Genomic DNA, 15,565 nt, shown 5'->3' with positions numbered 1-15,565 from the left:
ACGGCCCGAGTCGTGGAAAACTGGCTGCATAGGCACTGGCTGAAGAGACGCTGGTGGACGGCAAGCGGAGGAGGCGGATACCCATGGGAACTGAAGCGATGTCTGCGGCACGCACTGCCGAAAACGGAGCGGGCATTCCAGGCTATGTGGAGGCTGACTCGGCACGCTGGGTCCAGGAGCCTCGGAAGAACACCTACCGTTCGGATTTCGAGCGGGACCGGGCACGGGTGCTGCATTCTTCCGCCCTGCGGCGCCTCGGGGCGAAGACCCAAGTGGTTGCCCCGGATACCGACGATTTCGTCCGCACCCGCCTGACGCACAGCCTTGAAGTGGCCCAGGTAGGCCGCGAGTTGGGCCGCGCGCTCGGTTGCGATCCGGATGTTGTGGACACGGCGTGCTTGAGCCATGATCTTGGCCACCCGCCCTTCGGCCACAACGGGGAATCCGCCCTCAACGAGGTGGCGCACGGAATCGGTGGCTTCGAAGGCAACGCGCAGACCCTGCGCCTGCTGACCCGGCTTGAGCCCAAGGTCCTTGCCGCCGACGGCCAGCCTGCCGGGTTGAACCTGACCCGCGCCAGCCTTGATGCGGCCTCCAAATACCCGTGGTCCGCCGTCGACGCCCCGGTCATCCACGGACAGCGGAGCAGCAAGTTCGGCGCGTACGAAGACGATCTGCCGGTGTTTACCTGGCTCCGGGACGGCGCACCCGGGAACCGCTCCTGCATCGAGGCCCAAGTGATGGACCTCGCCGACGATATCTCCTACTCGGTCCACGACGTGGAAGACGCCATCGTTGCTGGTCACTTCCAGCTGAAGTGGCTGGACAACCCGGATCACCGCGCACGCGTGGTGGGGTACACCAAGCAGTGGTACCTGCCCCACAACGACCCCGCGGAAATCGATGCCGCCCTCGCCCGCCTCGAAGCCACCAGCGTCTGGGTTCGCGAGGCTGACGGCAGCCGCAAGTCGATGGCAGCGCTGAAGGACATGACAAGCCAGCTGATCGGCCGCTTTTGCCAGAGCGCCTTGGAGACCACTCGGGCCCACTTCGGCCCGGACCACCTCACCCGGTACGGCGCGGAACTCATGGTTCCGGAAGGGACCGTCACCGAGATCGCGGCCATGAAGGGCCTTGCCACGACATTTGTGATCTCCACCGACCACCGGCAACCCGTCTATGAACGCCAACGGGAAGTCTTGCACGCCCTGGTCGGCGTGCTCAATGCGAGCGGAGACCGGCATCTGGAACCGATGTTCGCTGCGGACTGGCGGGACGCCCCCGACGACGCCGCCCGGCTTCGCGTCGTCATTGACCAAGTGGCGTCCTTGACGGACGCTTCTGCGTTGGCGATGTACGAACGGCTGGTGGGCAGTTTGCCGTCGCTCTGGTAGCCGCGCGGGTAATCCCTGGCCCCGGGCCCGACCGTGCGGAGCGACTAGGATGGTGACGTGGCTGGCCTGATCAAACGTGAAGATATCGACGAAGTACGCCAGCGCACCGATATCAAGGAAGTGGTGGACGGCTACGTCACCCTCAAGGGTGGTGGCCTAGGCACCTTCAAAGGTCTCTGTCCGTTCCACGACGAGCGCTCGCCGTCGTTCACTGTCCGTCCCCAAGTAGGCCGGTACCACTGCTTCGGCTGTGGCGAAGACGGCGATGCCATCTCCTTCGTTCAAAAGATGGACCACAGCTCCTTCCACGAAGCCGTGGAAAAGCTTGCAGCCCGGATCGGCTACGAGCTGCGTTATGAAGACGGTGGCACGGGCCCCAACCGCGAAGAGGTCGGCAAGCGCCAACGGCTGCTCGACGCCCACAAGATCGCCGACGAGTTCTTCCGCGCCCAACTGCTCACGGCAGGTGCCGCCGAGGGCCGCAACTTCCTCCATGGCCGCGGTTTCGATCGGGCCGCGGCCGAACAGTTTGGGGTCGGCTATGCGCCACAGGGGTGGGACTCGCTCCTGAAACACCTGCGCGGCCGCGGGTTCACGGATGCTGAACTGAAGCTGACGGGCATGTTCTCCGAAGGCAACAGGGGTATCTACGATCGCTTCCGCGGGCGGCTCATCTGGCCCATCAGGGACATCGCCGGAGACACCATCGGCTTCGGTGCCCGCAAGCTCTACGAGGACGATCAAGGCCCTAAATACCTGAACACCCCGGAGACCGTGCTCTACAAGAAATCACAGGTCCTCTACGGCATCGACCTTGCCAAGCGGAACATCGCCAAGGACCGCCAATTGGTGGTGGTGGAGGGCTACACGGACGTCATGGCCTGTCACCTGGCCGGCGTCGGTACCGCTGTGGCCACCTGCGGTACCGCATTCGGCACGGACCACATCAAGATCGCCCGCCGCTTGCTGTCCGACGACGGCACCGGGGGAGAGGTCATCTTCACCTTCGACGGCGACGCCGCCGGGCAGAAAGCGGCACTGCGCGCCTTCGAGGAGGACCAGCGTTTCGTCGCCCAGACCTACGTGGCAGTGGAGCCCACCGGAGCCGATCCCTGCGATTTGCGCCAGCTCAAGGGGGACGCGGCTGTCCGCGACTTGATCAACACCCGCAAGCCGCTCTTCGAATTCGCCATCCGGGCCTCACTCAAACGCCACAACTTGGACACCGTGGAAGGCCGAGTGGCCGCGCTGCGTGAGTCGGCCCCCGTGGTGGCGCAGATCCGCGATTCCGGGATCCGCCCGGCCTATGTCCGCGAGTTGGCAGGCTGGCTTGGCATGCCTATTGAGGAAGTCAGCCGGGCAGTGGGGCTGGCGGCCAAGCGCGCCGCGTCCGGTGCTCCCACTACGGGCACTGCAGGAACTCCAGGGACCGGTTCCGGAACAGCGCCGGGCCAGGCCGGTCAGCCGGCGGCAGCACCGCCGTCGGACGCTCCGATCGCCTTCATGCGCCCGGATCCTCGTGATCCCATTGCCGCGATGGAGCGGCAGGCCCTCGAAGTGGTCATCCAGAACCCTGCCGTCCTTGGAGGCGAAGCCTGGGGACGGTTTGAGGCCTGCCACTTCGTCACTCCGGCCTACTCTGCGGTACACATGGCGGTTCGGGCCGCCGGGCTGGCTCACGTGGGCGACCCTGTGGCCTGGGTGGAAGGGATCCGCCGGGAGGTTCCGGAACCGCTCCAAGGCTTGGTCTCCGAGCTTGCTGTGGTTCCGCTGCCGGCCAGCACGCCCGAAGCTCTCCAGCGGTACTGCCGCGACATCCTGGCCCGGCTGTTCGAACTCCAGATCACCCGAGTCAAGGCGGACAAGATGGGCCAGTTGCAGCGCCTGGATGCCTCGGCCCAGCCGGAGGAATTCCAACGCCTCAACCGGGAACTCATGGAGCTGGAAATGCAGCGCCGTGCTCTCCGGATGGATAGCTGAGGGCCTTTCGCGGCGCCGATTTCGTTTCCCGGCGGCCCTTTGTTAGGCTGGTACACGCTTCATTCCTCCGTAGCTCAATTGGCAGAGCATTCGACTGTTAATCGAAGGGTTACTGGTTCAAGTCCAGTCGGAGGAGCTTCGAGTCGGAATCCCCGTCAGCCGCGTGCTGGCGGGGATTTTTCTCCGTCCTCCGCGTGAGGGCGGGCGACGCCCTGGTCATCAACACATTGGACGGGCGGACGCCGGGAACGGTTCACCAACAGCCAGATTGAAAACGCCCGTCGCCTCATCGCAGGCAGCGAATCGGCAACTCAGTGGCACGTGATCTGGGCATGTCCAAGACCCTGTACCGGGGCATCGAAGGGATCGAAGCGCAACACTGGATCAGCGTCCAGGGCCAACGGCTCCCACCATCCCCAGCACAAGTTACTCACCAGTTACTTGTCGGGTGGGGACAGCTATAGGAGTACTGGGTCTTCTATGTCCGCGGCCATATCCACCAAACGGTTTCGACCAAGGACCTGGGCGAGTTCAACGCTGTCCCGGACGAGATGAAGCACGGCGAGATCGACGGCCGGGTCGTCATCAGGTACTGAGCAGGCCTAAACCTGCGGGCCGGTAACGCCGCACGGGGAGACTCTCGCCGGGGGGCGTTACCAAGCGTACCGTGGAACTCAGGATGTCCACAGCACTCTCCATAATCACGAAAGACTAAGCACCCCGGAAGGCATTTCGATGACGCAGTCAGCAGACACCGGCCACTACGCCGCAGCTCAGGCTGCTCAGGCCCTTGAGCTCGAGTGGGCATCCGACCCGCGTTGGGAAGGTGTCACCCGGGACTACAAGGCCACCGACGTCGTCCGCCTCCGCGGCCGCGTCTCCGAAGAACACACCTTGGCCAGGCGCGGCTCGGAGAAGCTGTGGAAGCAGCTCACGGAAGAGCACAAGGAAGGCAAGTACACCAACGCACTGGGTGCACTGACCGGCAACCAGGCCGTGCAGCAGGTCAAGGCCGGGCTGCGGGCCATCTACCTTTCCGGCTGGCAGGTAGCCGCCGACGCCAACAACTCCGGCCACACCTACCCGGACCAGTCGCTCTACCCGGCCAACTCGGTTCCCACCGTGGTCCGCCGCATCAACAACGCCCTGCTCCGGGCCGACCAGATCGAATACGCCGAGGGCATCCAGACGGTCGAGGACTGGCTGGTCCCGATCATTGCCGACGCCGAAGCCGGTTTCGGTGGCCCGCTGAACGCCTACGAACTCATGAAATCCATGATCCAGGCCGGCGCCTCGGGCGTGCACTGGGAAGACCAGCTCGCGTCCGAAAAGAAGTGCGGCCACCTCGGCGGCAAGGTGCTCATCCCCACCCAGCAGCACGTCCGGACCCTGAACGCCGCCCGACTCGCGGCCGACGTCGCCGGCACCCCTTCGGTGATCATCGCCCGTACCGACGCCGAGGCAGCAACCCTGATCACCTCCGACGTCGATCCCCGCGACCAGGAATTCGTCACCGGCGAACGTACGGCTGAGGGCTTCTACAAGGTCCGCAACGGCATCGAACCCTGCATCGCCCGCGCCAAGGCCTACGCCCCGTATTCGGACCTCATCTGGATGGAAACGGGCACCCCGGACCTGGAGCTGGCCCGCAAGTTCGCCGAGTCCGTCAAGGCCGACTTCCCGGACCAGATGCTCTCCTACAACTGCTCGCCGTCATTCAACTGGCGCAAGCACCTGGACGACGCCACCATCGCGAAGTTCCAGCGTGAACTCGGCGCCATGGGCTTCACGTTCCAGTTCATCACCCTGGCCGGCTTCCACGCCCTGAACTACTCGATGTTCGATCTCGCCCACGGCTACGCCCGTGAAGGCATGAGCGCCTACGTCGAACTCCAGGAAAAGGAATTCGCCTCCGAGTCCCGCGGCTACACCGCAACCAAGCACCAGCGCGAAGTCGGCACCGGCTACTTCGACGACATTGCTACTGCGCTCAACCCGAACGCATCCACCCTGGCCCTGGACGGTTCCACCGAAGCAGATCAGTTCCACTAAAGAACTTTGCGGTCAAGCAGCAGGGCACGAACCAGAGGTGGACGGTATGGAGGCCCTTCGGTCCGATACATTCCTCCACTACCGCCCGTTACCGCAGATACAGGGGAATTCCGATGAACAGCATGCAAAGGTCCAGCGGCATCACGCTTAATGGCATCACCCTGACCGCTGCGCCGGTTCATCGTCAGGAGGAGATTCTGACGACGCAGGCGCTCGATTTCATCACAACGTTGCACGAGGCGACCGCGGGACGTCGCCAGGAGCTCCTGCAGGCCCGGCTGCATCGGCGGGTGCAGATTTCCAACGGCCAGGACCCTATGTTTCTGCCCGAGACGGCGCACATCCGCGACGACGGCGGCTGGCGGGTTGCCCCACCCGCCCCCGGGCTGGAGGACCGCCGCGTGGAAATCACGGGACCTGTTGATAAGAAGATGACCATCAACGCGCTGAACTCCGGGGCGAAGGTGTGGCTGGCGGACATGGAAGACTCCTCCACCCCGACATGGCGCAACGTCATCCAGGGCCAGCTCAACCTGATCGACGCGCTGGAACGCCGCATCGATTTCACTTCCCCGGAGGGCAAGGAATACAAACTGGGCCCGGACGGGACACTGCCCACGATAGTGGTCCGGCCCCGCGGCTGGCACCTGGCCGAGAAGCACATGCTGATCAATGACAAGCCGGTTGCCGGCGGCATCGTGGACTTCGGGTTGTACTTCTTCCATAACGCCCGCCGCCTCCTGGCTCAGGGCAAAGGCCCGTACTTCTACTTGCCGAAGATCGAGAACCACGTCGAGGCCCGGCTCTGGAACGACGTTTTCGTCCTGGCCCAGGACCTGCTGGGCATCCCGCAGGGCACCATCCGCGCAACCGTCCTGATCGAGACGATCACGGCCGCGTTCGAGATGGAGGAGATCCTCTACGAACTGCGCGGGCATGCGTCCGGCCTGAACGCCGGGCGCTGGGACTACATCTTCTCCATTATCAAGAACTTCCGGACCCGCGGGCCCGGGTTCGTCCTACCGGACCGTGACCAGGTCACCATGACCGCGCCGTTCATGCGCGCCTACACCGAACAACTGGTCCGCGCCTGCCACCGCCGCGGTGCCATGGCCATCGGCGGCATGGCCGCAGCCATCCCCAACCGCAGGGACGAAGCCGCCAACGCCATCGCCTTCGAAAAAGTCCGGGCAGACAAGAACCGTGAAGCCAACGACGGCTTCGACGGCTCCTGGGTGGCACACCCGGACCTGGTTCCGGTGTGCCGCGAAGTGTTCGACGCCGTGCTCGGCAGCCGCCCCAACCAGCTCGACCGCACCCGCGAGGACGTCATCCCGGACGACAAGGCCCTGCTGAACATCGCCGGCTTGCACGGCACCATCACAGAAACCGGCATCCGTACCAACATCGAGGTCGGCATCCGCTACATCGAATCCTGGCTGCGCGGCAATGGGGCTGCCGCGATCAACAACCTGATGGAGGACGCCGCGACCGCTGAGATCTCCCGCTCGCAGATCTGGCAGTGGGTCTATGCCAACGCCATCACAGACGCTGGCGAAATCGTTACGTCAGGCAGGGTCCAGGACATGCTCGAAGAGGAATTCAACAGGCTTGACCGCTTTGACGGGGACAGGTTCGACGATGCTCGGGAAGTCTTTGAAGAGGTCGCCCTGGGCGAGGAGTTCCCCGCCTTCCTCACCGTCCCGGCCTACGCCCGTTACCTGGACGAAAGCGCGGCACCTGACACCACGGAATGAGCCGCCGTCTGAGGCGCCGGCAGAGCGCCGGCAACCATGCGTTCCGGATCCCGAGCACATTCGCATCCCCGTTCCGCCGCCGTCGGGACCGCGACCCGGGCGGCGATGAATGCACGGAGGATACTGAAGGAAACCAAAGGGTTCTTAGATGTCCCAGGATCACGCCGCAGAAACCGCTGCAACCACAGAGTCACAACAGCAAGGCGATGCCTTGGAGAACCTGCTCCGCGAGAACCGCAGGTTCCCACCGTCCGAGGAATTTGCCGCCGGCGCCGTGGCGAAGACTGGCATCTATGCCGAAGCCGACGCTGACCGGCCCGCCTTCTGGGCCAAGCAGGCCCGCGAGCTCCTGACCTGGAGCAAGGACTTCACTCAGGCACTGGACTGGTCCAAGCCGCCTTTCGCCAAGTGGTTCGTCGGAGGCGAGGTCAACGCCGCGTACAACGCCCTGGACCGGCACGTCGAGAACGGCCTGGGCGAGCGCGTGGCCGTTTACTTCGAGGGCGAACCGGGCGACACCCGCACCTACACGTACGCCCAGCTCTTCGAAGAGGTCAAGAAGGCCGCCAACGCCTTCGAGTCGCTCGGTGTGCGCAAGGGCGACCGGGTGGCGGTGTATCTGCCGATGATCCCCGAGGCCGTGATCACGCTGCTGGCCTGCGCCCGGATCGGGGCGGCGCACTCGGTGGTGTTCGGCGGCTTCTCCGCTGACGCGCTTCGCTCCAGGATTGATGCTGCCGAGGCTAAACTCGTGGTCACCGCCGACGGCACCTACCGCCGCGGCAAACCAAGCGCACTCAAGCCCGCCGTGGATGAGGCCTTGGCCGCCGTAGGCCATTCCGTCGGGAACGACGGGCAAGCCCAAGGGCATCCTGCACACCACCGGCGGGTACCTGACCCAGACCGCTTTCACGCACAAGGCCGTGTTTGACCTGCACCCGGAAACGGACGTCTTCTGGTGCACCGCCGACGTCGGCTGGGTCACCGGGCACAGCTATATCGTCTATGCGCCGCTGATCAACGGGGCCAGCAGCTGCTGTATGAGGGCACGCCGGACAGCCCGCATCAGGGCCGTTGGTGGGAGCTAGTGGAGAAGTACAAGGTCTCCATCCTGTACACGGCTCCGACGGCGATCCGCACCTTCATGAAGTGGGGCCGGGAGATCCCCGCACGGTTTGACCTGTCTTCGCTCCGCGTGCTCGGATCCGTCGGCGAGCCGATTAATCCCGAGGCTTGGATGTGGTAGCGCGAGGTCATTGGCGCGAACAGCTGCCCCATCGTGGACACGTGGTGGCAGACCGAAACCGGAGCCATCATGATTGCGCCGCTGCCCGGCATTACAGCCACAAAGCCAGGCTCGGCTCAGGTGCCGCTGCCGGGCATCGAGGCCGACGTCGTCGATGAAACGGGCGAGCCCGTGCCCAACGGCTCCGGCGGCTACCTGGTGATCCGTGAACCGTGGCCGGCGATGCTGCGCGGCATCTGGGGCGACCCGGAACGGTTCAAGGAAACTTACTGGTCCCGATTCGAGACCATGTACTTCGCCGGCGACGGTGCCAAGAAGGACGAGGACGGCGACATCTGGCTGATTGGCAGGGTGGATGATGTGATGAATATTTCCGGCCACCGGCTCTCGACGACGGAAATCGAGTCTGCGCTCGTGTCCCACCCGTCCGTCGCCGAGGCTGCCGTCGTCGGTGCCACCGACGAAATTACAGGGCAGGCCATCGTCGCCTTCGTGATCCTTCGTGCCTCGGCAGTGGCGGACAAGGATATAGTCCAGACTCTCCGCAATCGTGTGGGCAGGGAGATCGGACCCATCGCCAAGCCCAAGCAAATCCTCGTGGTACCCGAACTGCCCAAGACACGTTCCGGCAAGATCATGCGCCGCCTGCTCAAAGACATCGCCGAGGGCCGTGAGTTCGGGGACGCCTCAACCCTCGCCGACGCCGGCATCATGCAAACCATCGCCGATTCACTCAAAGAAGGAATTCAGCCATGAGCCGTGATTCAGCCTCAACGTCGGGCGGAACACCACAGTCTCCGGACCCCACCTCCACTGTTGGGCCGGCCGGAGCCGGCGCCACTCCGCCTTTCGCCGATCCCGCTGCATTGGGCCTTGGCGCCTTCGCCCTCACCACATTCGTCCTTAGCGTCATCAATGCCGGGTTGTTGCCCGGGAGTGTTGAACCAGTCGTCTTCGGCCTCGCCTTGTTCTACGGCGGCCTCGCCCAGTTTGCGGCCGGGGTTTGGGAGTTCGCGAACAAAAACACCTTCGGCGCAACGGCCTTCTGCTCCTACGGCGCCTTCTGGATGTCTTTCTGGTTCCTCGCCCGGTTCACCGACATGTCCGCCGCCGGCGCAGATGCTGCCAAGGGCGTGGGCGTTTTCCTGCTGGCCTGGGGAATTTTCACTCTGTACATGACCTTTGCCGCACGCCGGACAAACCTTGCCGTCTTCCTGGTCTTTGTCTTCCTGACCCCGACATTCTTTGTGCTGGCAGCCGGCGCCTACTCGGGCGTCGTTGGTGTGATGCGGCTCGGCGGGTGGCTGGGCATTGTGACAGCCCTCATCGCGTGGTATGCCTCCTTCGCGGTCGTGGCCAACTCCACCTACAAGCGGACCGTGCTCCCCGTCTGGCCGAAGTGACCCTGCCGCCTCCGTTCCCGGTTTCGACCGGGACTCATCAGGCGCAGAGGGCTTAATCGCTCAGTCTCAGAAGACTTCCTGGGCGATTGATCGGGAACTGGCCAATGCCGGACGCGCCGTATCGCTGACTATCGAAGAGTCCCTATTCGGGTGGGAGAATGCGCTGCGGAGGTTGAGGCCCGCCAACTGGATAAACGTTCCCCGCGCTCGAACTGATTCACGATGTCCAGCCAATCTTTGATCGCCGTGCGCGACGATAGGCTGATGAAGAGCAGCAGTCCCGGACCCCGGCCCGATACTTGACCACATGGCCGCCTATGAATGAAGACGCTATTTTGCGAAACGAGTTCGAAGCCGACCTGATCCGGATGCGCCCCGCGAGGGAATGGCCTTCGCGAAGGCGCGGCTCGGGGGCAAGCGCGTAAGAACGGAGCATTCCGGACCAATAATCGAAGGGTTACTGGTTCAAGTCCAGTCGGAGGAGCCTCGAGTCGGAATCCCCGTCAGCCGTGTGCTGGCGGGGATTTTTCGTTGTGACGGTTTGCGAACCGAGCAGTTCCGCGAGGGAAAGCTCCAACCACGTTGCGATGATTCCTAGATCGTCGAGGGTGAAGGGGACCTTACCGCTTAGCCGGAGCGACGCGGAACTCTGCGTTAGTCCAAGTACTGCAGCCAAGTCCTTTTGTTGGTAGTCCTTCCGCGCAAGCCAGGCACCGATCCGAGTCTCGGTTCAAGCCTGGTGCCGGGCTAAATGTCCGGCCGCGAGGAGACCATACCTTGAGGGACAGTGCCATAGCGGCAGCATCCACGGGGAAGAACTGCTTGTTTCAGGCCTGTATGTCGGCCGTGTTCCGGCGGTGCAGCCACCACCACAGCAGTGCGGCAGCGATGAACAGGACTGCCGCCCCGGCACCCAGAGCGATCCAGGGGAAGCCAGCCTCCTGGGCAGGTTCAACCGTCACGCCCTGGCCAGCGTCCGGGAAGGTGATGTTGGCCGCGGCTTCGTGTTCAACCAGCCCGCTTTTGAGATGCAGCTGGGCATTCCAGGGCCCGTTGGGCAGTCCCGGGGAGAGTGTGGTGAGAACGGTCCCGCTGCTTCCAGGAGCGATGGTGGTCGCCTTTTGCGCTGCGAAAGGACCGGCTGAGATCCCGCCGGGGCCTTTGGAGAGTGTCAGTTCGCCGGTGATGTCCAGCGCCCTGCCGCCTGTGTTGGTCGCAACGGCAGATACCTGTGGGTTGCCCTGGGCGTCCCGGGCAGCGGTGAGGGAGGTGATGCGGAAGTCAGCCGGCGCTCCGTTACCGGGGCCTACCGAAAGGTAAATGCGGATCCCTACTCTACTGGCCTGGACGATGTTCGTCCCTTCGCCCGGTGTGCTCCGGACCTCGGCCCAAACGGTGGCGTACTGTTCGTTCTCGGCCGCATCCTTGGGAACATTGATGGTCACCAGGACGTTGGCCGCGTTCCCCGGGAGCAGTTCCAGTTGAGGATGATCCACTGAAGTCCATGTGGTCAGCTCGTTCACGGCCGGGTCATTGTCGCCGACGAAAGAGCCCTCCTGGATCCGGGCCGCCCCTGGGTAGATCCGCACCGACTGAGCGGAGGCCGAATCGTTCTGCACTTGGATTCGGCGGTGGATACCGGTGCCCGGCGCCAGCCGGTCCACGATATAGGACCGGGCCCGGGGATCCTGCTGGGTGGCGGCCGGAATATCCAGCAGCCGTATGCCGATCCCTGAGGGCGGGGGCAAGGGCGGGCTGCTGGCGGACGAAAGGCGGGATTCGGGCAGGACATCCGCCGACCCCGGAGATGCCGGTACCAGGGCCAGGACGAGCAGACAAAATGCTGTGATCACAGAACGCAAAACCTAGGACTCCTGTTTTTGTGGCACCCGCTGTCCGAGTGAAGAAAATGATGGCCGACGCCGGCTGTGGGGTGGCCCGCCGGGCCACCCCACAGTTGTTCCGGGTTGCTTAGGAGACGGACTGCGTCAAAGTCCCTGAGTACACGCCAGCCAACACCTGGGCCGGGATCGGCACCGTGAGGAGCGCGGTCCAGATCGCAGTGTTGTTGCCGCTGACGGCCGAGGTGGTCTGGGAAACTTGGGGGGTTGTGGACAGATCGATCCGGGTTGCGGGGGCGTCGAGCGTCGGACTTCCGGTAAGACCTGCCGTGGACGCCAGGTAGGTGGCCGCAGTAGTGGGGATGGTCTGACCAGAAGCCGTCAGTGCTGGCAGGCTGACCGTGGCTGTCCAGTTAACGGTTCCGGCACGGGCATCGGTCACTGTGGTGTCCCCAATCGTGACCGTGGAGTTTGCGCCCGGCGTCCCGGTCGAGAGAACGGCGTTTCCAGGTGCAGTCACCGAAAGAGTACCGGCGGTGATGGTGACAGTGGTAGGCGTGACCGCGGCGGAGGCCGGCAGTGCCATGCCTCCGGCGAGGGCGGCGGAGCAGGCTAGAACGAGTGCGGTGCGGGTGATTGAACGCATGAGTGAGACCCCAATAGCTGGAAAAAAATGAGTGTTGGACCAGGGTGAAGCGCTGGACGCGTCTGTCGACAGTCTCTGGGGTAGAAGGAGGATCCGGCGCCCCGCTGGTTGCCCGCTTCTGGCCTGCTGATCGACTCATCGCATGAGAGCAATAAGAAATCCGTGCTGTAGCCCCCACCATGAACGGATATCACCAACGACGTGGTGCATGGCGCCACTGTGTGCCTCTTCCGGCTGAAAGTCAATTAGTCCAGTCACAATAGATTCATCGTGCACGTTTACCGGAGTGGTGGCTCCCGGGCCACCCGTGGACATTGCAGAGGCTGGGATAAAGGGCTAGGTTCCTCCTTGGGGGACGGTTCTCTGCTCTTTATGGGCGCCTTCCGACATTTAATCGTGGAAGGCAGCCGAAAACAGTGAAAAACCCGGTCAGATGGTTCCCCGGGCTTTGAGGCCCCGCCGGGGTGTTGGTCGCCGTGGCCCGGCGCCTGTTGCGTAAACATTCAGCCGGGGCCAGGCCTGTCGCAGGATCCGCCCGCGTGCGGTGGAAGGCCGTCGTGAGGACCGCGGCGTTGACGAGCGCCCTGCTGCTCGGAAGCATGCTGTCGAATCCTTCCCAGGCTTTTGCCGCGGCCCCGGTGGGTTTGGGTGCTGCGGGGACGTACTCGGTGCTGGCCGCAACGATGGTGACCAGCACCGGCGCGACCACCGTCAGCGGTGACCTTGGCGTGAGCCCGGGCACCGCCGTCGTCGGGTTCCCGCCGGGCATCGTCGCCGGAGCCACACGCACCGGCGACCAGGCAGCCCAGGCACAGACCGACCTGCTGGCCGCCTACAACGATGCAGCCGCCCGCACCCCGACGGCCAGCTTCGCCGGAGACAACAACGGCCGGACCTACACCCCCGGCATCTACCACACCGCCGCCGCGTTCGCCCTGACCGGGACCATGACCCTGGACGGCCAGGGCGACCCGAACGCGGTCTTCATCTTCCAGGTCGACGCCGCCCTCAACACCGCCGCCGCCAGCCAGATCAGCCTGATCAACGGCGCCAAGGCCCCCCACATCTTCTGGCAGGTCCTCGGCGCCGCAGGAACGGGCGCCTCATCTTCCTTCTCCGGCACGATCATGGCAGCCGGGGCAATCACGATCGGCGCCGGCGCCACCCTGGCCGGCCGTGCGCTCTCCCGCGACCAGGTCACCCTGGCCGGCAACACCATCACCACCCTCACGGACCCCGCCGTGACCATCACCGGCGGCGCGACGGCCTCCACCAACGACGCAACCCCCACCATCACGGGCACCACCGACGCCCCCGCCGGGACCACCGTGACAGTGACGCTTGCCGGACAGACGCTCACCACAACAGTCCAAACCGGCGGAACCTGGGCCCTCACAGCGGCAACACTGACGGAGGGCCCGCACACCGTCACGGCCTCGGTAACGGACCCGGCCGGCAACACCGGCACCGCAACCCAAACCCTCACCATCGATACAACAGTCCCGGCCGTGGCGATCACCGGCGGCGCGACGGCGACCACAAACACCGGGACGCCCACGATCGCGGGGACCACGGATGCGATCGTCGGGACGATGGTGTCGGTCACGGTTGCAGGGCAGACCCTGACCACAACGGTCCGATCCGGCGGAACCTGGGCCGTCACCGCGGCAACACTGTCCGATGGCCCCCACACCGTCACGGCCTCAGTAACGGACCCGGCCGGCAACACCGGCACCGCAACCCAGACCCTCACCGTGGATACGACCATCACTCCGGTGGGTTTGGGTGCTGCGGGGACGTACTCGGTGCTGGCCGCAACGATGGTGACCAGCACCGGCGCGACCACCGTCAGCGGTGACCTTGGCGTGAGCCCGGGCACCGCCGTCGTCGGGTTCCCGCCGGGCATCGTCGCCGGAGCCACACGCACCGGCGACCAGGCAGCCCCGGCACAGACCGACCTGCTGGCCGCCTACAACGATGCCGCCGCCCGCACCCCGACGGCCAGCTTCGCCGGAGACAACAACGGCCGGATCTACACCCCCGGCATCTACCACACCGCCGCCGCGTTCGCCCTGACCGGGACCATGACCCTGGACGGCCAGGGCGACCCGAACGCGGTCTTCATCTTCCAGGTCGACGCCGCCCTCAACACCGCCGCCGCCAGCCAGATCAGCCTGATCAACGGCGCCAAGGCCCCCCACATCTTCTGGCAGGTCCTCGGCGCCGCAGGAACGGGCGCATCATCTTCCTTCTCCGGGACGATCATGGCAGCCGGGGCAATCACGATCGGCGCCGGCGCCACCCTGGCCGGCCGTGCGCTCTCCCGCGACCAGGTCACCCTGGCCGGCAACACGATCACCACCCTCACGGACCCCGCCGTGACCATCACCGGCGGCGCGACGGCCTCCACCAACGACGCAACCCCCACCATCACCGGCACCACCGACGCCCCCGCCGGGACCACCGTGACAGTGACGCTTGCCGGACAGACACTCACCACGACGGTCCAAACCGGCGGCACCTGGGCCGTCACAGCGGCAACACTGACGGAGGGCCCGCACACCGTCACGGCCTCGGTAACGGACCCGGCCGGCAACACCGGCACCGCAACCCAAACCCTCACCATCTTGGGAGGGGTCCTTTCGATCACCGTGCCCACAGACGCCGGAAACCTTGGCTCCGGTCCCCCCACTGTTGGTGGCGGGATCATCAGCGGCGCATTGGGGCAAGTGCAAGTGAGTGACACGCGCCATGCAGCTGCCGGTTCAGGCTGGGTCGCAAGCGTTACTTCCACCCCCTTCACCACGCAGACCGGAGCCGTCATCCCTGCTAGCGCTGTCAGGTACGCCGCGGGACCAATCACGAAAACAGGCACCGCCACCTACACGGCGAATGATCCGGGCGATCTGACCGGAGGTGTTCCTGCCGTTACAGCCACCGGGATCACCGGGGATAACTCCGCTATCTGGAACCCGGTGATCACCGTGGCCATCCCGGCCAGCGCCGTCGCCGGCGTCTATTCCGCGACGATTACCCACTCCGTTCTCTAGGTACCGGCCTGAAATCCAAGTATCTTAGCGGGGCAATTTGGGTGAAAGACGGGTACCGGCACCTGTTGTCGCGGCAGATTCCCGCATGACAGCCTGAGGCCATCGGTCTCCATAGGTCTAACTACCAGAGTCCGCAGATGAAAAACCTGTGAAGCACTCGGTCTGGCGCTGCCAGCTCTGGTTTCACCAAATTTGG

9 protein-coding genes, 1 tRNA gene and 1 pseudogene are annotated in these 15,565 nt (G+C 64.7%); 8 read left to right on the top strand and 3 right to left on the bottom strand.

Annotation, left to right across the window (positions count from 1 at the left end):
- Positions 1-83 precede the first annotated feature (83 nt).
- The 7 genes and pseudogenes from AC3ANQ_RS15955 to AC3ANQ_RS15925 all read left to right on the top strand — a co-directional run bounded on the left by AC3ANQ_RS15955 (position 84) and on the right by AC3ANQ_RS15925 (position 9,832).
- Positions 84-1,394 carry a deoxyguanosinetriphosphate triphosphohydrolase gene (locus tag AC3ANQ_RS15955; protein ID WP_488301932.1) on the top strand — a complete coding sequence of 437 codons (1,311 nt, stop codon included), beginning with the start codon at positions 84-86 and terminating at the stop codon, positions 1,392-1,394.
- Positions 1,395-1,451: 57 nt separating this feature from the next.
- Entirely contained in the window at positions 1,452-3,374 is a 1,923-nt protein-coding gene (gene dnaG, locus AC3ANQ_RS15950; RefSeq protein WP_488301931.1) for a DNA primase, read from the top strand.
- Positions 3,375-3,437: 63 nt separating this feature from the next.
- Positions 3,438-3,510: transfer RNA gene (locus tag AC3ANQ_RS15945), tRNA-Asn, on the top strand.
- Between the two features lie 599 nt (positions 3,511-4,109).
- A complete protein-coding gene (gene aceA / locus AC3ANQ_RS15940) occupies positions 4,110-5,426 on the top strand; it encodes an isocitrate lyase (RefSeq protein WP_488301930.1) in 1,317 nt (438 codons plus the stop codon).
- Positions 5,427-5,548: 122 nt separating this feature from the next.
- Positions 5,549-7,183 carry a malate synthase A gene (gene aceB, locus AC3ANQ_RS15935; protein ID WP_488305346.1) on the top strand — a complete coding sequence of 545 codons (1,635 nt, stop codon included), beginning with the start codon at positions 5,549-5,551 and terminating at the stop codon, positions 7,181-7,183.
- A gap of 148 nt (positions 7,184-7,331) precedes the next feature.
- Positions 7,332-9,185, top strand: a pseudogene (locus tag AC3ANQ_RS15930) (acetate--CoA ligase).
- Positions 9,182-9,832, top strand: coding sequence for an acetate uptake transporter (locus AC3ANQ_RS15925; RefSeq protein ID WP_488301929.1), 651 nt, complete (start codon positions 9,182-9,184; stop codon positions 9,830-9,832). The pseudogene AC3ANQ_RS15930 and the gene AC3ANQ_RS15925 overlap by 4 nt, the downstream one beginning before the upstream one ends.
- A gap of 457 nt (positions 9,833-10,289) precedes the next feature.
- On the opposite strand, the gene AC3ANQ_RS15920 is transcribed toward AC3ANQ_RS15925, so the two are convergent.
- The 3 genes from AC3ANQ_RS15920 to AC3ANQ_RS15910 form a co-directional block, all read right to left on the bottom strand.
- Complete coding sequence (locus tag AC3ANQ_RS15920; RefSeq protein WP_488305345.1) at positions 10,290-10,550, bottom strand: helix-turn-helix domain-containing protein; 261 nt, start codon at positions 10,548-10,550, stop codon at positions 10,290-10,292.
- 109 nt (positions 10,551-10,659) lie between these two features.
- Positions 10,660-11,685 carry a COG1361 family protein gene (locus AC3ANQ_RS15915; RefSeq protein WP_488301928.1) on the bottom strand — a complete coding sequence of 342 codons (1,026 nt, stop codon included), beginning with the start codon at positions 11,683-11,685 and terminating at the stop codon, positions 10,660-10,662.
- A 118-nt stretch (positions 11,686-11,803) separates the two neighbouring features.
- A complete protein-coding gene (locus tag AC3ANQ_RS15910) occupies positions 11,804-12,319 on the bottom strand; it encodes a hypothetical protein (RefSeq protein ID WP_488301927.1) in 516 nt (171 codons plus the stop codon).
- A gap of 539 nt (positions 12,320-12,858) precedes the next feature.
- On the opposite strand from AC3ANQ_RS15910, the gene AC3ANQ_RS15905 reads away from it, so the two are divergent.
- Positions 12,859-15,369, top strand: a complete 2,511-nt coding sequence (locus AC3ANQ_RS15905) for an ice-binding family protein (protein ID WP_488301926.1) — start codon at positions 12,859-12,861, stop codon at positions 15,367-15,369.
- Positions 15,370-15,565 lie beyond the last annotated feature (196 nt).

The organism is Arthrobacter sp. DMZ02-1R (assembly GCF_057747935.1).
The sequence above is the reverse complement of the archived record's forward strand: the minus strand, read 5'-3'. Positions and strand labels throughout refer to the sequence as shown.